General features: G+C 66.2%; 18 protein-coding genes. 12 read left to right on the top strand and 6 right to left on the bottom strand.

Annotated features, from left to right (window positions below):
- The first annotated feature begins 109 nt into the window (after window positions 1-109).
- From DAD99_RS01970 to DAD99_RS01950, 5 genes are read left to right on the top strand one after another with little or no spacing between them, the layout of a single operon-like run.
- Complete coding sequence (locus DAD99_RS01970) at window positions 110-775, top strand: MarR family transcriptional regulator (protein ID WP_193340122.1); 666 nt, start codon at window positions 110-112, stop codon at window positions 773-775.
- Window positions 772-1296 carry a hypothetical protein gene (locus DAD99_RS01965; protein ID WP_185263091.1) on the top strand — a complete coding sequence of 175 codons (525 nt, stop codon included), beginning with the start codon at window positions 772-774 and terminating at the stop codon, window positions 1294-1296. Before DAD99_RS01970 ends, DAD99_RS01965 begins: the two co-directional genes overlap by 4 nt.
- A 54-nt stretch (window positions 1297-1350) precedes the next feature.
- Window positions 1351-1644 carry a YciI family protein gene (locus DAD99_RS01960; RefSeq protein WP_193340121.1) on the top strand — a complete coding sequence of 98 codons (294 nt, stop codon included), beginning with the start codon at window positions 1351-1353 and terminating at the stop codon, window positions 1642-1644.
- A 46-nt stretch (window positions 1645-1690) separates the two neighbouring features.
- On the top strand, window positions 1691-2857 hold the full coding sequence (gene ispG / locus DAD99_RS01955) for a flavodoxin-dependent (E)-4-hydroxy-3-methylbut-2-enyl-diphosphate synthase (protein WP_104063099.1): 1167 nt from the start codon (window positions 1691-1693) through the stop codon (window positions 2855-2857).
- Entirely contained in the window at window positions 2820-3710 is an 891-nt protein-coding gene (locus DAD99_RS01950; RefSeq protein ID WP_193340154.1) for a GNAT family N-acetyltransferase, read from the top strand. The genes ispG and DAD99_RS01950 overlap by 38 nt, the downstream gene beginning before the upstream one ends.
- Window positions 3711-3731: 21 nt before the next feature.
- On the opposite strand, the gene DAD99_RS01945 is transcribed toward DAD99_RS01950, so the two are convergent.
- Genes DAD99_RS01945 through DAD99_RS01935 form a run of 3 tightly spaced genes read right to left on the bottom strand, consistent with a single transcriptional unit; the run spans window position 3732 to window position 5919 of the window.
- Window positions 3732-4388, bottom strand: coding sequence for a TetR family transcriptional regulator (locus DAD99_RS01945; protein WP_193340120.1), 657 nt, complete (start codon window positions 4386-4388; stop codon window positions 3732-3734).
- Window positions 4385-5128: an ABC transporter permease gene (locus tag DAD99_RS01940; protein ID WP_227007539.1), complete on the bottom strand. Its 744-nt coding sequence runs from the start codon at window positions 5126-5128 to the stop codon at window positions 4385-4387. The genes DAD99_RS01945 and DAD99_RS01940 overlap by 4 nt, the downstream gene beginning before the upstream one ends.
- An 8-nt stretch (window positions 5129-5136) precedes the next feature.
- A complete protein-coding gene (locus DAD99_RS01935; RefSeq protein ID WP_193340118.1) occupies window positions 5137-5919 on the bottom strand; it encodes an ABC transporter ATP-binding protein in 783 nt (260 codons plus the stop codon).
- Window positions 5920-6378: 459 nt separating this feature from the next.
- Here DAD99_RS01935 and DAD99_RS01930 point away from each other — a divergent pair, with 459 nt between their 5' ends.
- From DAD99_RS01930 to DAD99_RS01920, 3 genes are read left to right on the top strand one after another with little or no spacing between them, the layout of a single operon-like run.
- The gene (locus DAD99_RS01930) at window positions 6379-8187 is read left to right on the top strand and encodes a proline--tRNA ligase (RefSeq protein ID WP_193340117.1); all 1809 of its coding nucleotides are present in this window, start codon (window positions 6379-6381) and stop codon (window positions 8185-8187) included.
- Window positions 8188-8196: 9 nt separating this feature from the next.
- A complete protein-coding gene (locus DAD99_RS01925) occupies window positions 8197-8991 on the top strand; it encodes a TSUP family transporter (RefSeq protein ID WP_193340116.1) in 795 nt (264 codons plus the stop codon).
- A 53-nt stretch (window positions 8992-9044) separates the two neighbouring features.
- On the top strand, window positions 9045-10442 hold the full coding sequence (locus tag DAD99_RS01920; RefSeq protein ID WP_193340115.1) for a pyridoxal-dependent decarboxylase: 1398 nt from the start codon (window positions 9045-9047) through the stop codon (window positions 10440-10442).
- Between the two features lie 41 nt (window positions 10443-10483).
- Here DAD99_RS01920 and DAD99_RS01915 read toward each other — a convergent pair whose 3' ends face one another.
- The 3 genes from DAD99_RS01915 to DAD99_RS01905 are packed head-to-tail and all read right to left on the bottom strand — an operon-like array spanning window position 10484 to window position 13456.
- Window positions 10484-11515, bottom strand: coding sequence for an aminoglycoside phosphotransferase family protein (locus DAD99_RS01915; protein WP_193340114.1), 1032 nt, complete (start codon window positions 11513-11515; stop codon window positions 10484-10486).
- Window positions 11512-12240, bottom strand: coding sequence for a VIT family protein (locus tag DAD99_RS01910; RefSeq protein ID WP_193340113.1), 729 nt, complete (start codon window positions 12238-12240; stop codon window positions 11512-11514). The genes DAD99_RS01915 and DAD99_RS01910 overlap by 4 nt, the downstream gene beginning before the upstream one ends.
- Before the next feature lie 49 nt (window positions 12241-12289).
- Entirely contained in the window at window positions 12290-13456 is a 1167-nt protein-coding gene (locus tag DAD99_RS01905) for a DUF4439 domain-containing protein (protein WP_309233177.1), read from the bottom strand.
- Between the two features lie 88 nt (window positions 13457-13544).
- On the opposite strand from DAD99_RS01905, the gene rimP reads away from it, so the two are divergent.
- The 4 genes from rimP to infB all read left to right on the top strand — a co-directional run bounded on the left by rimP (window position 13545) and on the right by infB (window position 18734).
- On the top strand, window positions 13545-14159 hold the full coding sequence (rimP, locus tag DAD99_RS01900; protein WP_193340112.1) for a ribosome maturation factor RimP: 615 nt from the start codon (window positions 13545-13547) through the stop codon (window positions 14157-14159).
- Window positions 14159-15139 (top strand): transcription termination factor NusA, encoded by a 981-nt coding sequence (gene nusA / locus DAD99_RS01895; protein ID WP_185263102.1) that lies wholly within the window; start codon window positions 14159-14161, stop codon window positions 15137-15139. The genes rimP and nusA overlap by 1 nt, the downstream gene beginning before the upstream one ends.
- A 170-nt stretch (window positions 15140-15309) precedes the next feature.
- Window positions 15310-15687 carry a YlxR family protein gene (locus DAD99_RS01890; protein WP_193340111.1) on the top strand — a complete coding sequence of 126 codons (378 nt, stop codon included), beginning with the start codon at window positions 15310-15312 and terminating at the stop codon, window positions 15685-15687.
- Between the two features lie 152 nt (window positions 15688-15839).
- Window positions 15840-18734 carry a translation initiation factor IF-2 gene (gene infB, locus DAD99_RS01885; RefSeq protein WP_193340110.1) on the top strand — a complete coding sequence of 965 codons (2895 nt, stop codon included), beginning with the start codon at window positions 15840-15842 and terminating at the stop codon, window positions 18732-18734.
- The last annotated feature ends 270 nt before the right edge of the window (window positions 18735-19004 follow it).

Below are 19004 nucleotides of genomic sequence, written 5' to 3'. Positions count from 1 at the left end.
AGTACCTGACCGAATCGGGTGAATCTGTTAAATCAGCCTGCATTGGATGATGTTTAATAATCAGCTATTTTTGATTGATTATGCGTGATCATCTGGGTACGGTTAAGCCATGTACGTATTGACCATCGACCAGCGCGGCAGCACCGCCGACGTCGACCGTGTTCCCGATCTGATCACCGCGCTGCGCAGCCTTGCGCCGGCGCCCTTTGAGCGCTCGGTGGGTGATGAACTCCAAGGCGTGGTGGAACATGCCGAGGACGTGGTGGAGATCGCCATGTACGCACTCCGGAGCGGGCACTGGTACGTCGGGATCGGCATCGGTGCCGTGCAGCTCACCCCGGGTGGCAGCCCACGGGAAGGTTCCGGGAGCGGCTTTGTGGCAGCGCGAAAGGCCGTGGAACTCGCCAAGGGTGCGGCTGGTCAGGTGCCATTGTCGGTGGTGTCCGGCAGTATCGGCCGTGGACGGGAGATGCCTCCCCGCGCCAAGGAAGGAGCCATGACCAGTGCAAATGCCCAGGCGGTGCTTCGCCTGATCGGACGGCTGGTGCAGCAGCGCACACCAGCCCAGTGGCGGGTGGTGGACCGGCTGCGCGCACTCCAGGGCGGCGATGGGAAGCACGGCAGCCAGAAACACGTGGCCCAGGAACTGGGAATCACGGAGCAGTCGGTGAGCCGTGCTGTGCTCAGATCCGGCTGGCAGGAAGAATGGGCCGCCAGGCCCGCCGCGGCCATGCTCCTCGAGTACGCGCATTCCCAGATTGAAGGCGACCGGTGAACGCACTATGGATCGCAGTTGCCCTGCTGGTGGCCGGATTTGCCGGATGGCCGGTGACCGCACTGGTGTTCCGGCTCGCCAGGACCATTGACGACAAAGCGGACGCGGCCAGTAAACCGGCCCCGGATGCATCAGCCCAGGATCCTTCGGCCGATGTCACCGTGGACACCGTTTCGGAAGCCCCGAGGCCGGCAACGGGGCAAACCGTCGACGGCGAGCTGATGGCGCGTGGCGGCCAGCCGCCGTCGGACGTTCCCCAGCAGGCGCAAACGCTGCCGGCCCAGCGGATCCTGCGCGGCGGGGCAATCATCGGAGTCCTGGAACGCCTGGGCGTCTGTGTGGCCATCCTGACCGGACAGCCGGTGGCCATCGCCTACATTGTGGCCATCAAGGGCCTGGGCAGGTTCGCCGAACTGAAGGAGACGCCCGTGGCTGCGGAACGGTTCATCATCGGAACGCTCACATCCATGCTGTGGGCCGCGGGAACGGCGGCAGTGATCAAAGTGGTGTTCCTGCAGTGAGTCTTCCTGGTGCCCGGATCGGCGCCAGCCCACCCCTGGGGATAGGGTGTCCTTATGACTGTTTTTGCCGTTGAGTATGTGTACGCCGCCGATTCCTCCGCCGTCCGTGATGACCACCGCCCCGCACACCGCGCCTGGCTGGCGGGTCTGGCGGATGAGGGCCAACTGCTGACCAGCGGACCTTACGGTGACGGGGCCGGCGCCCTGCTGATCTTCAAGGTCCAGGACGAAACCGAGCTGAACGAACTCGTCAAACAGGACCCATTCGCCGTCGCCGGCGCCATTGCCGGGATCCGGACCACCGAGTGGACTCCCGTGATCGGCCTCCTGGCCGCACACACATCCTGATTCCCGGACCTATTTCACTACTGAAACACCTATTCAAGGAGTCCACGTGACCTCGGTCAGCCTGGGAATGCCGTCAGCACCGCCGCCCGTCCTCGCCCCCCGCCGCAAGACGCGGCAGATCAAAGTGGGTTCCGTCGGGGTCGGTTCGGACTCGCCCATCAGCGTGCAGTCCATGACCACCACGCCCACTACGGACATCAACGCCACCCTGCAGCAGATCGCGGAACTCACCGCTTCCGGCTGCGACATCGTACGGGTCGCCTGCCCGTCGGCCGATGATGCGGAGGCACTGCCCATCATCGCGCGCAAGTCCCAGATCCCCGTCATTGCGGACATCCACTTCCAGCCCAAATACGTCTTCGCGGCAATTGAGGCCGGCTGCGCGGCAGTGCGCGTGAACCCGGGCAATATCCGCAAGTTCGATGACCAGGTCAAGGAAATCGCCCGCGCCGCGAAGGACCACGGGACCTCCATCCGGATCGGCATCAACGCCGGATCCCTGGAGCCTGGAATCCTGAAGAAATATGGCAAGGCCACGCCCGAGGCCCTCGTGGAATCGGCCGTCTGGGAAGCCTCGCTGTTCGAAGAGCACGGTTTCAACGACTTCAAGATCTCGGTCAAGCACAACGACCCCGTCATCATGGTTGCTGCCTACGAGATGCTTGCCGAGCAGGGCGACTGGCCCCTGCACCTGGGCGTGACCGAAGCCGGGCCAGCCTTCCAGGGAACCATCAAGTCCGCTACGGCCTTCGGGGCGCTCCTGGCCAAGGGCATCGGCGACACCATCCGGGTTTCCCTCTCGGCGCCGCCCGTCGAGGAAATCAAGGTGGGCAACCAGATCCTCCAGTCACTGAACCTGCGCCCGCGCAAACTGGAAATCGTCTCCTGCCCGTCATGCGGCCGCGCCCAGGTGGACGTTTATACCCTGGCCGAGCAGGTCACTGCCGGGCTCGAAGGCATGGAAATTCCGCTCCGCGTGGCAGTGATGGGCTGTGTTGTGAACGGGCCGGGCGAAGCCCGCGAAGCCGATCTGGGTGTGGCGTCGGGCAATGGCAAGGGCCAAATCTTTGTGAAGGGCCAAGTCATCAAGACTGTGCCTGAGAGCGAGATTGTTGAGACACTGATCGAAGAGGCCATGCGCATAGCTGAAGAGATGGGGGAGGCCGATGGCGAAGATGCTGTCAAGGGTAGCCCCGTGGTTAGCGTCTCATAAGGAGGACGCCGCGCTGGCGGGGATATCCGTCAGGACCCTCGCCGGTGCGGACACCCCTGTCCTGCGGCGCCTCGCGTCGCAGGACCCGGTGGCCAATGTATTTATCCTGGCGCACCTTCGGGCGGCTGGTTCGGCTGCGCCCACCACTGGTGGTGCTGCCGTCTTGGGAGTTTTCGACGACGGCATCCTGGCGGGCGCGTGCTGGGCAGGCGCCAACCTGGTCCCGGTCCAGCTTGACCCGGAATTCGCCGGGCTTATCGCTGCGGCAGCAAGCACCTCCGGCCGCCGCTTCGCCTCCGCTTTTGGCCCCGCAGATGCCGTCCTTGCACTTCATGCTGAGCTTGCCGAACTGGGGCATGCGGCCCACGAGGTGCGGGATGAACAGCCGCTGATGACGCTGTGCGGGCCGCCGTCTGTGGAGCCGAACGCGGACCTGGACCTTGGCCGGCTGGCCGATTTTGACCGGATCCTTCCCGCCTGCGCCGCCATGTTCGAAGAGGAAGTGGGCTATTCGCCGTTCCTCGGGGGCAAAGAGTTCTATAGCCGTCGGGTGGAAGGCCTCATCCGGCAAGGCCACTCATTGGCGCACGTCAACGAATCCGGCGATGTTGTGTTCAAGGCCGAGTTGGGAGCTGTGACAGCTGACGTCACGCAGATACAGGGTGTATGGATGAACCCCGGTTACCGCGGACAGGGCCTGAGCGCAGGCTACATGGCTGCCGTAGTGGAGAAGGCGCGAACGCTTGCCCCCGTCACCAGCCTTTACGTCAACGGCTTCAACCTGCGGGCACGGTCCACGTACGAGCGCGTGGGCTTCCGCCAGGTTGGGACCTTCGCCACGGTGCTGTTCTAGCCTCCAGGACGCCGCCTTAGGTCACCCCTCAGCTTTCAGGTCACCCGTCAGGTAGTGCTGGACGTTTGGTGCCACGAGCCGGACAACGTCGTCGGAGGAAGCGGACGCGAGCGGTTCCAGCCGAATGACATACCGGACCAGCATCACGCCCATCATCTGCGTGGCCACGAGATTTCCGCGCATGTCGACTTCTGCGGGCGGTCCGGGGACTCCCGCCATGATCCGGCTGAGGATGGTGCGCTGTACCAGTTCCCGCAGCAGCAGGGTCTTCGCCTTCGAACCGATGGTTCCCCGGAGGAAGGCCACCAGGCTGTGCTGGGCAGGGCTCTCCCACAAGCGCAGCACCGCCCGCACAATCGCCTCGGCCCGGTCTTCCGGCGAGTAACCGTTGACGCCCGCCAGGACTTTCTCCGGGTCGGCCGGCAGTGCCACGCTCAGCGCAAAGAGCTCGTCCTTGCCCTTGAAGAAGTGGTGCACCATGGCGGGGTCCACTCCGGTTTCCCGGGCGATCTGGCGCAGGCTGGTCCCCTCGAAACCGTGTTCGGCGAACAGTCTCCGGGCGGTGTCCAGGATCTGGTCCCTCGACTCGCTTGCCCCGCCGCGTCTGCCCCGCCGGCCCGGACCAGCCGCGCTGCCTGCGGGCTCCGCGGCGCCTGCGGGATCATGCTGTCCGTTCACGCAGTCCGCCGCCGTAGGGTCAACGACGCGAGGACCAGTACCGCCAGGACAATCGCCACCATGATGCCGGCGTCCGTCCACAGCTGGTCTGTGGCCTCGGCGTTGGTGGCGATCTCCTGGAGCGCATCCACCGAAAAGGTCAGGGGCAGGACATTCGACACAGCCTCCAGGGCCTCGTTCATCCTCTCGCGGGCCACAAAGAGGCCACAGAGCAGGATCTGCGGCACCACCACCACCGGCATAAACTGCACGGCCTGAAATTCTGTGCGGGCGAAGGCCGAACAGAGCAGCCCCAGGGCGACGCCAAGAACCGCATTGATCACGGCAATCATGACCACCAGACCCGGGCTGCCTTGGATGTCGAGCCCGAATATCCAGTAGGCCACGGCGGTAGCCACCAGCGACTGCAGCGCGGCCATGATGGAAAATGCGAGCCCGTAGCCGAACAGCAGGTCTGCCTTGTGGATGGGAGTGGTCAGCAGCCGTTCCAGGGTCCCGGAGGTGCGTTCGCGCAGCATCGTAATGGACGTGACCAGGAACATCACCACAAACGGGAAGATCGCCAGCATCATCAGGCCTACGCGGTCAAAAGTCCTGGGCACGCCTGGCGGCAGTGTTTCATTTTCATAGAGAAAGTACACGGCGGTGAGCAGCAGCGCAGGAACCACCAGGATCAGCGCGATGCTTCGGTGGTCGTGCCGGAGTTGGTCCAGGACGCGCCGGGTGGTGGCCAACAGCATCAACAGGTTCATGACCGTACCGTCCCTTCGGTGGACCGGCCTTCGGCGGTGTCCTGGATGATATGCAGAAAAGCCTTCTCCAGATCGGCGCTGTGCCCGCGTTGACTCAATTCCGCCGGCGTCAGCTGCGCCAGGAGCTTCCCTTCCCGGAGCAGGAGCAGCGATCCGCAATGGCTGGCTTCCTCCATCACATGGCTGGAAATCAGGAGCGTGGTCCCGGACTCGGCCATGGTCCGGAACCGGTCCCACAGGTCCGCACGGAGCACCGGGTCAAGGCCGACGGTGGGCTCATCCAGGACGAGCAGGCTGGGACGGGCCACCAGGGCGCAGGCCAGTGACACCCGGCTCAGCTGGCCGCCGGAGAGGTCGCCGGTTTTCTGCCTGGCCTGCGGTTCAAGCCCGACGGCGGCGATCGCCTCCGCGGCTTCGGCGCGGCCCCTGCGGTGCGTGGCGCCGAAGTAGCGGACGTTGGCTTCGACGGTGAGGTCCGGATACACGCTGGGGGACTGCGTAACGTAGCCCACCCGGTGCCGCAGGTCAGGGTGCCCGGCGGGCAGTCCCAGTACTTGGACCGAGCCGGAGGTGAGTAGTTGGACGCCCATGATGGCGCGCATGAGGGTGGTCTTGCCGCTGCCGGACGGGCCCAACAGCCCGGTTATCTGGCCCGCGTGGATGGAAAAGTCCAGGCCGCGCAGGACGGGAACCTTTCCCTTGGTGACGTGCAGGGAGCTGGCGGCGATGGCCACCTCAGCCCCGGGGCTGGCCGGGGCCGTTGCTGCTGAATGGGACATGTGTGCCCTCCGAGATACTGGGAGTCCGCGCTGAATTCACCAGATGATGAATTCAACCTAGACCTGCCTAAGGTGGCCGTCAACAACTTCGAATGGAAAAAACCCTTGTGTATGTGTCGGCTATCACATAGGTTCGATCTAGCTGCGCTGGAGTGGGTGGGCGGTCTCACCAGTCCTCACCAGTACCTAGGCGTCAACGGCCATGGAGCCACGTCCGCATGTAATGACCAGCCGTTTACGGCCAGGGGCTTTGCACGCAGGGCGTGGCTCTGTTGCGTTCCGCCCCGTCCAGCCCTCAGCAAAGCCCCGCATCCGGCTCCGCGACTGTCGCTGGCCCCTGGCTCTGGCCGGCTCAGGTTCCGCCGCCGGGCGGGGCGTGGATTGCCGGTAGATTAGTACCCAGAAGAATTGCCCTGTCCTGCATTTCCAGCAGCTAGTCCCAGAAACGGATGCCCACCCTTGGTCACAAGAATGTCCCAGCTTTTCCTGCGCACCTTGCGTGAAGATCCCGCCGATGCCGAGGTGGCCAGCCACCGGCTCCTGATCCGGGCAGGCTACATCCGCCGGGCCGCGCCGGGTATCTACACCTGGCTGCCCCTGGGGCTCAGCGTGCTGCGCAAAGTGGAGAAGGTCATCCGCGAGGAAATGGCAGCCATCGGTGCCCAGGAAGTCCACTTCCCGGCGCTGCTGCCCAAGGAACCCTACGAGGCCACCAACCGCTGGAAGGAATACGGCGAGGGCATCTTCAGGCTCAAGGACCGTAAGGGCAACGATTACCTGCTGGCACCCACGCATGAGGAAATGTTCGCCCTGCTGGTCAAGGACCTGTACTCGTCCTACAAGGACCTGCCGCTGAGCATTTACCAGATCCAGAACAAATACCGCGACGAAGCACGCCCCCGGGCGGGCTTGATCCGCGGCCGCGAATTCATCATGAAGGACTCGTACTCCTTCGACGTGGACGACGCCGGCCTGGACGCCAGTTACGCCGCACACCGCGTCGCCTACCTCAGGATTTTCGAGCGACTGGGCCTGGAGGTTGTTCCTGTTGCGGCCACCGCCGGTGCCATGGGCGGGTCAAAGAGCGAGGAATTCCTGCACCCCACCGAGATCGGTGAGGACACGTTTGTGCGCTCCGCCGGAGGTTACGCGGCCAACGTTGAAGCCGTCACCACTGTGGTTCCCGCAGACATCGACTTCACCGGCGCCCCCGCCGCCGAGGTCCGGGACACCCCGGACACCCCCACGATCGACACGCTCGTCGAGGCCGCCAACGTCCTCGCTCCGCGGACGGAGGCCGACGGCGGCGCCTGGACCGCCGCTGACACGCTCAAGAACGTCGTCCTCGCCGTCACGCTGCCCACCGGGGAGCGCCAGCTCGTAGTCATCGGCCTCCCCGGCGACCGAGGCGTTGACCTCAAACGCGTCGAAGCGAACATCGGGTCCTTCTTGCCGATTGCCGGCGAGATCACGCTCGAAGCCGCCAACGACGACGACCTCAAGAAGCAGCCCCTGATCGTGAAGGGCTATCTCGGCCCCGGCATGTCCCTGGACGCGCCGCTGCTGGGCACCGAGGGCGCCGCAAAGATGCTCTACCTCGTGGACCCCCGCGTCGTCAGCGGCTCCGCCTGGGTCACCGGCGCCAACGTTGCCGGCAAGCACGTCTTCGGCCTTGTCGCCGGACGCGACTTCGGCTGGGACGGCGTCATCGAGTGCACCGACGTGCGCGCGGGTGACGAGGCTCCGGACGGCTCCGGTCCGCTCGAAACCGCCCGCGGCATCGAAATGGGCCACATATTCCAGCTGGGCCGCAAGTATGCCGCGGCCCTGGACCTGAAGGTCCTGGACCAGAACGGCAAGCAGGTCGTGGTGACCATGGGTTCCTATGGCGTCGGTGTCACCCGCGCCGTCGCCGCCCTCGCCGAGTCCAACCACGATGAAAAAGGCCTGATCTGGCCCCGCGCCGTCGCCCCGGCAGATGTCCACGTGGTGGCCGTCGGCCGCGGTGAGGAGATCTTTGCCGCCGCCGAGCAGCTGGCCCTGGAACTCGAGGCCGCCGGCCTGGACGTCATCTATGACGACCGGCCCAAGGTCTCCCCGGGCGTAAAGTTCGGCGATGCGGAACTCGTCGGCGTCCCCACTATCCTGGCTGTCGGCCGCGGCCTGGTGGACGGCGTTGTGGAAGTCAAGGACCGCCGCAGCGGCGAAGCCGAGAACGTAGCCGTGGACAAGGCCGTTGACTATGTGGTCACCGCCGTCCGCAGCTGACCTGCGGAGTTGATTTCCGGTTTCGAGTCAATCCAGCTCACCACAATCATCCTGATTGTCGTGGCTGGATTTGCTGCCGGCTGGGTGGATGCGGTGGTGGGCGGCGGGGGCCTGCTCCAGCTGCCAGCCATGCTGCTGGTACCGGGAATCACGCCGGTCCAGGCCCTGGCCACCAACAAGATGGGGTCTATTTTCGGCACCACCACGAGTGCGGTGACGTACTACGGGCGGGTGAAAACGGACCTTCGGACAGCCGTGCCCATGGCGCTGATCGCCCTTGCCGGCAGCTTCGCCGGGGCAGTTCTGGCCGCCACCCTGCCTGCGAGTGTCTTCAAACCGATCATCGTGGTGGCGCTGGTCGTCGTCGCGCTTTTTACGGCGCTGAAGCCCAACGTCGGCGACATCACCGTGCTGCGGCACGATGGCCGCGCGCACTACGTGGTGGCATGCCTGATCGGGGCCGTTATCGGCTTCTATGACGGCCTGATCGGTCCGGGCACCGGTTCCTTCCTCATCATCGCGCTCGTTTCGGCGATGGGCTATGCCTTCCTGGAGGCCAGCGCCAAAGCCAAGATCGTGAACATGGCCACCAACGCAGGCGCCCTGTTCTTCTTCCTGCCCCACGGGTCAATCCTGTGGGGTGTTGGCCTGGTGCTGGGCCTGGCCAACATGGCCGGCGGCTACCTGGGCGCGCGGACCGCGGTGAAGCAGGGCAGCCGCTTCATCCGTGTTGTATTCCTGCTGGTGGTGGGCACCCTGATCATCAAACTCGGCATCGATGTCTGGCTGGAAAACTTCGCCTGACAGGGTAGCCAAAGCCCTCGCAGTCCCCGGCCGGCCGGGCGTACCATGCAGGTATGTCCGCAGGCGGGGAGCCCTATTCGGAAGCATTGTCAGCTGCGGCACGCCGCGCCGCCGAGTGGCTGGCGAGCCTGCCGGACAGGCACGTCGGTCCTGCCCAAAGCGCCCACGATCTCGCGGCCGACTTCGGCGGCCCACTTCCCGGGCAAGGCATGCCTGCCGCAGCTGTGGTTGAGTACCTGGCGGACAAAGCCGAGCCGGGGCTGATGGCCATGCCCTCGGGGCGTTTTTTTGGCTGGGTGATCGGCGGGACGCTGCCTGCTGCCCTGGCCGCGGACTGGCTGGTCAGCGCCTGGGACCAGAACTCCGGCCTGCGCTACGCCACACCTGCCATAGCCGCCATCGAAGAGGGGGCCGGCCATTGGCTGCTGGACCTCCTGGGCCTCCCGGCGGAATCGGATGTCGGCTTCACCACGGGTGCCACCATGGCCAACTTCACCGGGCTGGCCGCTGCGCGGTGGCGGTTGCTGGCCGCTGCCGGCTGGGACCTCGACGTCGATGGCCTGGCAGGCGCCCCGCGGATCAGGTGCTTTGTGGGCCAGGAGCGCCACGAGACGATTGACCTGGGCATGCGGTACCTTGGGCTCGGCCGGCCCACCGCGGTCCGCGCAGATGCCCAAGGCAGGCTGGTCGCCGCAGACCTGGACCGGCTGCTGTCGGAAGGGTCCGGGCCCGCGCTGGTTTGCCTCCAGGCCGGCAACCTCCACTCCGGAGCCTTCGACCCCTTCGATGCCGCCATCGAGGTTGCCCGGCGGCACGGTGCCTGGGTCCACGTGGACGGAGCGTTCGGGCTGTGGGCCGCCGCCGTGCCTGAATTCGCGGACCTCACCCGCGGCATGTCCCTGGCCGATTCGTGGGGGACCGACGCCCACAAGACGCTCAACGTCCCGTACGACTGCGGTATTGCCATCGTCAGGGATTCAGCAGCGCTACGCAGCGCCATGGGGCTGCAGCACACCAGCTACCTGATCCACGACGTCGAAGGACCAGGCGACCCCTTCGAGAAAGCGCCGGAGCTGTCCCGCCGCGGCCGCGGGGTGCCGGTGTGGGCCGCCCTCCGCTCCCTGGGGCGGGACGGTGTGGCAGCCCAGGTCCGCGGGCTGGCCGACGCCGCTTCGAAGATCGGCAGCCGCCTGGCCGACGTGGACGGAGTCGAGGTGCTCAACACGGTGGATTACACCCAGGTTTCGCTGGCCTTCGGGGACGACGCCACCACGCGCGCAGTGACAGCCCGGGTGATCGAGGACGGCAAGGTCTGGATGTCCGGTTCACGCTGGCAGGGCAGGGATGTCCTGCGCGTCTCGGTCAGCAACTGGAGCACTGACGCGGACGACGTCGGCACTGCCGTCGAGGCAGTCAGTTCCGCTTTGGCGGCTGTGCGGGCTGCCGGCTGATCAACTGGAGGCCACCGTTCCATCGGGGAGGCGCCCGTCGCTCAGATGTCGCCGTGGCCCGGCTCAGGCAGGGCGTGCGCCGAGGGGAGGCCGTCGAGGGTACGCCCCGCAAGGGTACTGGCCACCCAGAGGGACCGGGTCAGATCGCCTTGGTGGCGCGGCATGGCCGCGTAGCAGAGGGCGTTCTCGACTTCGCGCGCAACGGCCCACTGGCGGGAAGCCTCGGCATCGAGTCCGGCCGCGGCGCTGAAGTCCTGGCAGCGCCGCCTCAACCCTCCCGCCGGATCGCTCCTGGGCAGGTCGCCGAGACGGTTCCACAGCAGCGGTGCCACCGCGAATTCCGGTTCGCCGATCATGGGCTGCGGGTCGATGGCTACGAAAGCCTGCCCGGTCTGTGCTCCGCTGTTGGCCAGAGGCCGGGCCAGGATGTTCAGGAAATGCAGGTCCGTATGGACCAGGACATCGCGGCCCGAGCGGCGGCCCACGGCACCGCGGGTCTGGCAGACCTCCAGCGCCGCCTCCAGGAGCCAGCGCGGGAACGGGCGGCCCTGCTGTTCCCAGTCGGCGGGCAGGTCATCGCTCCATTGTTCGGCCCGCCCGGCGATGTGGTCGAATTCCTGCCACTGCGGCCGTCCGTCCGGCACCAGGCCCAACTGCCGCATGGTGCTGCCCCAGGCAGCCGCCGCATCGTCCAGCGGAAGGGTCTGGAGTGAGGAGTCCGCATCCAGCCGCTCAAGGAGCATGGCGCACGTTCCGGCGTCGGATCCCAACAGCTGGACGGCGCCGGAGCCTCCCCACAGGGCCAGCGCATGGCGTTCCATCCGCGCCTCATCGTGGGGAAAGGGGATCTTGAGCGCCGCCGGAGTCCCGTCCGTCCGGCGGACAGGGACCACCACGCCGCCGTGGCCATGCCATGGGAGGGCGCCGGCTGCCAGGTCAACAGCCAGTTCCCAATGTTCCAGCCGGCCCTGCACGAGTCCCGGGAGGGAGGAAAGCCAGGCCCGTCCCGCACTGCTGTGGCTGTACCGCATGGTGAGGGCCGGCGGGATCGGCACGCCAATCCGGACGCTCATAGGACGCCGCTTGCGCCGAGCAGGTTGCCGATGGAGAACGTGGCAGCCAAGGCCAAAGCCCCGCCGGCCACTACCCTGGCGGCGGCCCGCACTTTCGAGCTGCCGCCGATCCAGGCGCCCAACGCTCCGGTGGCCGCGAGTGCAACGAGTACGGCCACGAAGGTCAGGGGAACCCTGATGTTCTCCGGAGGCAAGAGGATAGCGAGCATAGGAAGGATGGCGCCGATGAGGAATGCGACGGCGGAGGCAATGGCGGCGTGCCACGGACTGACGATGTCTGTCTCGTCGATGTTCAGTTCGGCGGACAGGTGCGCGCCCAGCGCGTCGTGGGCTGTCAGCTCCCGCGCTACTTTCCTTGCTGTGCCCAGGCTCAGTCCCTTGCCCTGGTAGATCGCAGTGAGTTCCTCCAGCTCTTCCTCCGGCTGGTCCTGCAGCTCCAGGCGTTCCTTTTCGATCAGGGCCTGCTGGCTGTCCTTCTGGCTGCTGACGGACACGTATTCGCCCAAGGCCATGGAAACTGCACCACCCACCAGGCCGGCAGTGCCGGCGACAAGGATCGGGCCGGATTGTGTGGTGACACCGGCGACGCCCACTACGATTGCGGCGACCGAGACGATGCCGTCATTGGCGCCCAGCACCCCGGCGCGCAGCCAGTTGAGGCGCTGCGCGACGTCGTTCTGGTGTGGCTCATTCTCGTGAAGGGCGGGGGCGCCGGCACTGTCCATGCCTCCAGCAAAGCATTAGTGCCCGCGGCAAGCCAGTGCCGGGCCTTGGCTACGAATTGCCGTGGGCGCTGGTTGCGGAAGGTCCCGGGGTTGATACAGGCTCCGGCAGCGGAGGCAGGAGAGCTTCGTCCAGGACCATGCCGGGAACCGGGCCTGGCGATGCGCCCCAATGTGCGGTCCTCCGGGCCGCCGACTCAAGTGCAGAGAGGGCCCATTCACGGTCGCGCCCCTCGCTGAGGGAAACCAGGTCGCCGAATACCGGAAGTATCCCCGCCTCCAGTGTTCCCAGCCCGGCTGCAGGGTCTGCCAGGAACACCTGGCTCAGGGCATAACCGGGCTGCCTCAGGGGTACCGCGGCGCAGTGGGACCTGCCTATGGCCTCTGCTTCGTTTCGGAGGGTGACGTGTTGGGCCAGGAACTTCGTCGCCGGAGCAGCTGACCCGGAGTTAAGCCGGGTCAGTGCGGCCTGGTACGCGTAGACCAGTTCCAGCTCGCCGGCAACGGCAGAGGCAATCGCCGGGCCGAGGTCCGCGCCAGTGCTTGCGTCAGCGACCGCTGCCTCGCTGGGACAGCTGGCGGCGGCTGACGCCGTAGCAGGCGTGGGGGCCGCCGGCGATGCCAAGGAGGACGGTCCGGCAACCGGAAGCGGTGCCAATGCGATCCCGGCCGCCCAAGCCAGCTCCTCCGCGGCCAGAAGCTGGGCAGTGCCGGTGCCGGCGAGAAGGCGGGCCACGCCGCCGTCGGCCGTTTCGGCGTCCTGGAGCCGCTGAGCCCCGCTTGCCTGGAGGGCAGCGGCGAAGTCCGCGGTGGTCGACGGCGGCGTGACGCTGGCCAGCGCCGTCGCCGCCTCAGTAGCAGGGTCGGTCTGGGCGCGATTGCCGGAAGCGACCGCCGGCAGCATCAGCGCCTGTGCCTGGACAGTCAGCAAAGTCACAACGCGGGCCAGGGCGGCCGCTAGTGGGGCCGGCGCGGTGGCGCCGGCAGCGCCGTCCAGGTCCAGGCCCACGGCCCTCAGGGACAGGGAATCCGCGAACGCAGATGCCCTTGCCTGCTCGGAAAACGGCGGCGCCGCAGGCGGGGACGGTTCGCGGGGGATGAGTACCAATCCCAGACTCACCACCAGGAGGGTGGCCAGCCCAAAAACGGCGTACTGGAAATAGCGCCGGCGGCGGCCGGTTTCCTGCGTGTCGTCTTTCACAACAGACCATGTTGTCACGCCTGATGCGAACCTTCGTGCACCACTGCGGCCGGAAAATCGTTACGCTAGTAGTCACAACATCATCTATTGGAAGGCGGCCGGCATCGTGAGTAATGCAGAAGCCACGACTTCATCAGACGCTACCGGAACGGGTACCGCTGTTGCTGCGCCCACCAACAATCCCGAAGCCATCAGGCTCCGTGCACTGCTGGAACCGGCAGTGCAGGCCAACCGCCTGTACCTCGAGGACGTATCCATCATGGCGGGTTCGCACCGCGTGGTCCACGTGGTGGTTGACCTGCCGCAGGCGGAAACCGGCGGCGTGAACCTTGATGTCATTGCGGACATCTCCAGGATCCTCTCCGATGTCCTGGATAATGATCCAGCGGACGACGGGCGCCCCTACGACCTTGAGGTTTCCTCCCCGGGTGTCTCGCGTCCCCTCACCGAAGTCCGGCACTGGCACCGTGCCCGGGGCCGGATGGTTAAGGTCAACGTTATCCAGGGCGAAAATGTCACCGGCAGGGTCCAGTCAGTGGATGATTCCGGCGTCACCATCATCCCGGAGATCGCCGTAAAGAAGGGCATGAAGCCCAAGCAGGGCGAGGCCCAGATTCTTCCTTTCGACAGGATCCGTAACGGAAAAGTCGAGATCGAATTCAGCCACCTCGAAGAAGCTGGTCTGGAACCTGAGCACAATGGACCTTCTGAGGAGGCCTGATGGATATTGACATGAGCGCGCTGAGACTACTGGAGCGTGAGCGCGAAATCCCGCTGGACCTCCTGATCCCCACCATCGAGCAGGCGCTCCTGGTGGCGTACCACAAATCGCCCGGTGCCTTCGAGAAAGCCCGGGCCGAGTTGGACCGCAAGAGCGGCCACGTGACCATCTGGGCCGTGGAGATCGACGACGACGGTGACCCCATCGGCGAGTTCGAGGACACCCCTGCCGGTTTTGGCCGTATTGCAGCGAGCACCGCACGGCAGATCATCCTGCAGCGCCTGCGCGACGTCGAGGACGACGCCATCCTGGGTGAGTTCAAGGGCCGCGAGGGCGAACTTGTGGCCGGCCTGATCCAGCAGGGCAACAACCCGCATATGATCCAGGTCAACTTGGGTTCGGTGGAAGCCCTGCTGCCGCCGCCCGAGCAGGTGCCGGGGGAGAAGTACATCCACGGCAACCGACTCCGTGCCATCGTTATCGATGTCCATCGCGGCACCAAGGGCCCGTCCGTCACCCTGTCCCGCTCACACCCGGGCCTCGTCCGGAAGCTCTTCGAACTGGAGGTCCCGGAGATCGCGGACCGCTCCGTGGAGATCGTGGCCCTGGCCCGCGAGGCCGGCCACCGCACCAAGATCGCGGTCAAGGCCAACACCCAGGGCATCAACGCCAAGGGCGCCTGCATCGGTGAAATGGGGTCCCGCGTCCGCGCCGTAATGACGGAACTGAACGACGAAAAAATCGACATCGTCGACTTCAGCGAGGATCCGGCAACGTTTATTGCCAGCGCGCTTTCCCCGTCGCGTGTGAATTCGGTCACGATCGTGGATGAGGCCACCCGCTCCGCGCGTGTGGTGGTCCCGGACTACCAGCTCTCGCTGGCCATTGGGAAAGAGGGCCAGAACGCCCGGCTGGCCGCCAAGCTGACCGGCTGGCGGATCGATATCGTCTCGGACGCTGCCCCGGCGCGCGAAAGCTGAACCCGTTCCGGGGCGACGGCCAACGGCGGATCCCGTCGGCCGATCCCCGGTTTCGGGCAGAACTGCCCCGAGGGGCTAGAATAGACATGACCGCGCCTAACGGCCGGTATTCGTGTGCCCTGAGTGTTCCCGTTCCGCCGATGTGCGGTGGGGCCTTAGGGTCGGCAGTTATGAACGTCAGGAAGATACTCACCGTGGCAGAAGTGCTTCACACCGAGGATCAACCGCAGCGTACCTGCATCGGATGCCGGAAAAAGGCTGCGCGGTCTGAGTTACTCCGGCTCGTCGCCGAAGGCAGCGGTTCCACCGCAGTGCTGGTAGACGAACGACGCCGGATGGCTGGCAGGGGCGCATGGCTGCACCCCAGCGAAGCGTGCCTGGCCCTGGCGGTCAAACGGCGAGCATTCGGAAGGGCCCTCAACGGCGCTACCGGGTCAACCGCCGTCGAACGCCGGATCATGGCAGGCAAGCGGGACGCCGGCCCGCTGCAGATACCCCTGGTAGCTGCAGCAAAAACCGTCCAACCTGAAAGCGGGTCAGAAAACTGATGGAAACCCGATGAGTTCCCAGCGATGAGTGCGCAACGATGACAACTTTGTTGCGCTCTGCAATGGGCCCCTATGTTGCAACCGCGGCTGGGGCCCGCAGTAAGAAGTAGACGGTTCGTGCCTGGCTCGGTGCGGACCGAGACAGGAGAAATGTGGCCAAGGTCCGCGTACACGAGCTTGCTAAAGAGCTCGGTATTACTTCCAAAGATGCAGTAACCAAACTGCAGGAACTGGGCGAATTCGTTCGCTCCGCCTCTTCAACCATTGAGGCCCCGGTGGTGCGGAAACTCCGCAACGCCTACCCCGACGCAGCTGCTAAGACCGCAGCTCCGGCAGCCGCGCCCAAGGCGCCTGCCCCGTCGGCCGACACACGACCCGCAGCTCCCGCTCCGGGCCCCGCAGCTCCCTCAGCCCCGGCAGCACCAGCTGCTGCGGCGCCGGCTGCACCCGCTCCCGTTTCCGCAGCCCCGGCGGCACCAGCTGCTCCGGCTGCAAGTGCACCGTCCACCGGCGCCAAGCCCGGTGCCCGTCCGGCACCGAAGGCTGAAGCCCCGGCCGCACCGACCCGCTCCGGCGGATCAGCGCAGGGCGGTTCGCAGGGCGGCTCAGCACCGCGTCCCGGCGGTCCCCGCCCGGGCAACAACCCGTTCGCCACGTCCCAGGGCATGCCCCGCGGCCGCGGTGGCGACGGCGAGCGTGCTCCCCGTCCGGGTAACAACCCGTTCGCTCCTTCTCAGGGCATGCCCCGCGCCGGTGGCCGCCCCGACGGCGACCGTCCGGGTGGTCCGCGCCCCGCAGCCGGTGCCGGCGGCCCCCGTCCGGGTGGTCCGCGTCCCGCAGCCGGTGCAGGTGGCCCCCGTCCGGCTGCTGGCTCAGGTGGACCCCGCCCGGGTGCACCCCGTCCCGCGGGTGCCGGTGGAAACCGGCCCACGCCGGGGATGATGCCCAACCGCACCGAGCGTCCCGCACCGGCTGGTGCAGGACGTCCCGGTGGCGGCGCACGCGGTCCCGGACGTCCAGGTGGCGCACCGGGTACCGGTGGAGCTCCGGGTGCCGGTGGCGGCGCTCCGGCCGGCGGTGGCTTCGGCAAGGGTGGCCGCGGTCGCGGTGGCACCCAGGGTGCCTTCGGTAAGGGCGGTGCAGGCCGTGGCAAGCAGCGCAAGTCGAAGCGTGCCAAGCGCCAGGAACTCGAGCAGATGAGTGCTCCGTCGCTGGGTGGCGTGAGCGTACCCCGCGGCGACGGCAACACCGTAGTCCGGCTTCGCCGTGGCTCGTCCATCACGGACTTCGCCGACAAAATCGAGGCAAACCCCGCAGCATTGGTGACCGTCCTCTTCCACCTCGGCGAAATGGCCACGGCCACGCAGTCGCTGGATGAAGAGACCTTCGCGCTGCTCGGCGAGGAGCTTGGCTACAAGCTCCAGGTTGTGTCGCCGGAGGACGAGGAGCGCGAGCTGCTCTCCGGCTTCGACATCGACTTCGACGCAGAGCTCGAAGCCGAAGGCGACGACGACCTCGAGGCACGTCCTCCGGTTGTCACCGTCATGGGCCACGTTGACCACGGTAAAACCCGCCTGCTCGATGCCATCCGCAAGTCCGACGTTATGGCGGGCGAACACGGCGGCATCACGCAGCACATCGGTGCTTACCAGGTCACGCACACCCACGAAGACATCGATCGTAAAATCACCTTCATCGATACTCCGGGCCACGAGGCGTTCACCGCCATGCGTGCCCGTGGTGCGAAGGTCACCGACATCGCCATCCTGGTGGTCGCAGCGGACGACGGCGTAATGCCGCAGACCGTTGAGGCACTCAACCACGCGCAGGCAGCCAATGTGCCGATCGTGGTGGCTGTGAACAAGATCGACAAGGAAGGCGCCAACCCGGAGAAGGTCCGCGGCCAGCTGACCGAGTACGGTCTGGTTCCCGAAGAATACGGTGGCGACACCATGTTCGTGGAGGTCTCTGCCCGCCAGGATCTCAACATTGACGAGCTGCTCGAGGCTGTCCTGCTCACCGCGGACGCTGCCCTGGACATGCGCGCCAACCCGAACAAGGACGCCCGCGGTATCGCGATCGAAGCCAACCTGGACAAGGGCCGCGGTTCCGTGGCAACCGTCCTGGTGCAGTCCGGCACCTTGCGTGTCGGTGACACGATCGTGGCCGGTACGGCCCACGGCCGCGTCCGCGCCATGTTCGACGACGACGGCAGTGTCCTGACCGAGGCTGGCCCGTCCCGCCCCGTGCAGGTGCTGGGTCTGTCCAACGTGCCGCGCGCCGGCGACACCTTCTTCGTGACTGCTGACGAGCGCACCGCCCGCCAGATCGCCGAGAAGCGTGAAGCAGCCGACCGCAACGCCGCCCTCGCCAAGCGCCGCAAGCGCATCAGCCTGGAAGACTTCGACCAGGCCGTGGCCGACGGCAAGATCGACACCCTCAACCTCATCCTCAAGGGTGACGTGTCCGGTGCCGTGGAAGCCCTCGAAGACGCACTGCTCAAGATCGACGTCGGCGAAGGCGTGCAGCTGCGCGTCATCCACCGCGGCGTTGGTGCTATCACGCAGAACGACGTCAACCTGGCAACCGTCGACAGCGCCGTTATCATCGGCTTCAACGTCAAGCCTGCCGAGCGGGTTGCCGAACTGGCAGACCGCGAAGGCGTGGACATGCGCTTCTACTCCGTCATCTACGCAGCAATTGATGACATCGAGATGGCCCTCAAGGGCATGCTCAAGCCGGAGTACGAAGAGGTCCAGCTGGGCACCGCCGAGGTCCGCGAAGTCTTCCGCTCTTCCAAGTTCGGAAACATCGCCGGTTCCATCGTTCGCTCGGGCATCATCCGACGCAACACGAAGGCCCGCATCAGCCGCGACGGCAAGACCATCGGTGACAACCTCACCGTTGAGACGCTCAAGCGCTTCAAGGACGACGCCACTGAGGTCCGCACGGACTTCGAGTGTGGTATCGGTCTTGGTTCGTTCAACGACATCACCGAGGGCGACATCATCGAGACCTTCGAGATGCGCGAAAAGCCGCGCGTCTAAGTCGGTTTAGTTGTACGGGGTCGGGGCCGTTGGGATTTTTCCGGCGGCCCCGCCCCTTCGCTGGGTGGCCAACGTCTTACGACGTCGGCTACCCCGCTCCGGCAGCGGAACTGGCCTTCCCAACCCTCGCAAGCTCGGGTCGGGGCCCCAGGTCAGTTCCTTGGATGCCACTCCCAGGCAGCCGGAAAAACCCAACGCGGGTCCGTCGTGAACTCGCCTTTAGTGCGTGGCAATGAATCCAAGATGAGTGCGACAGTCGCCCAGGTGCCG

It is taken from the genome of Pseudarthrobacter sp. AB1, from assembly GCF_014926485.1.
Taxonomy (GTDB): domain Bacteria; phylum Actinomycetota; class Actinomycetes; order Actinomycetales; family Micrococcaceae; genus Arthrobacter.
This window is presented reverse-complemented; position numbering and strand designations above follow the sequence as displayed.

Coding starts and splice junctions, on each gene's coding strand:
- DAD99_RS01970 (WP_193340122.1), top strand. CDS start 110: ATGTACGTATTGACCATCGACCAGCGCGGCAGCACCGCCGACGTCGAC.
- DAD99_RS01960 (WP_193340121.1), top strand. CDS start 1,351: ATGACTGTTTTTGCCGTTGAGTATGTGTACGCCGCCGATTCCTCCGCC.
- DAD99_RS01950 (WP_193340154.1), top strand. CDS start 2,820: ATGCTGTCAAGGGTAGCCCCGTGGTTAGCGTCTCATAAGGAGGACGCC.
- DAD99_RS01940 (WP_227007539.1), bottom strand. CDS start 5,128: ATGCTGTTGGCCACCACCCGGCGCGTCCTGGACCAACTCCGGCACGAC.
- DAD99_RS01935 (WP_193340118.1), bottom strand. CDS start 5,919: ATGTCCCATTCAGCAGCAACGGCCCCGGCCAGCCCCGGGGCTGAGGTG.
- DAD99_RS01920 (WP_193340115.1), top strand. CDS start 9,045: ATGTCCGCAGGCGGGGAGCCCTATTCGGAAGCATTGTCAGCTGCGGCA.
- DAD99_RS01915 (WP_193340114.1), bottom strand. CDS start 11,515: ATGAGCGTCCGGATTGGCGTGCCGATCCCGCCGGCCCTCACCATGCGG.
- DAD99_RS01910 (WP_193340113.1), bottom strand. CDS start 12,240: ATGGACAGTGCCGGCGCCCCCGCCCTTCACGAGAATGAGCCACACCAG.
- nusA (WP_185263102.1), top strand. CDS start 14,159: ATGGATATTGACATGAGCGCGCTGAGACTACTGGAGCGTGAGCGCGAA.
- DAD99_RS01890 (WP_193340111.1), top strand. CDS start 15,310: ATGAACGTCAGGAAGATACTCACCGTGGCAGAAGTGCTTCACACCGAG.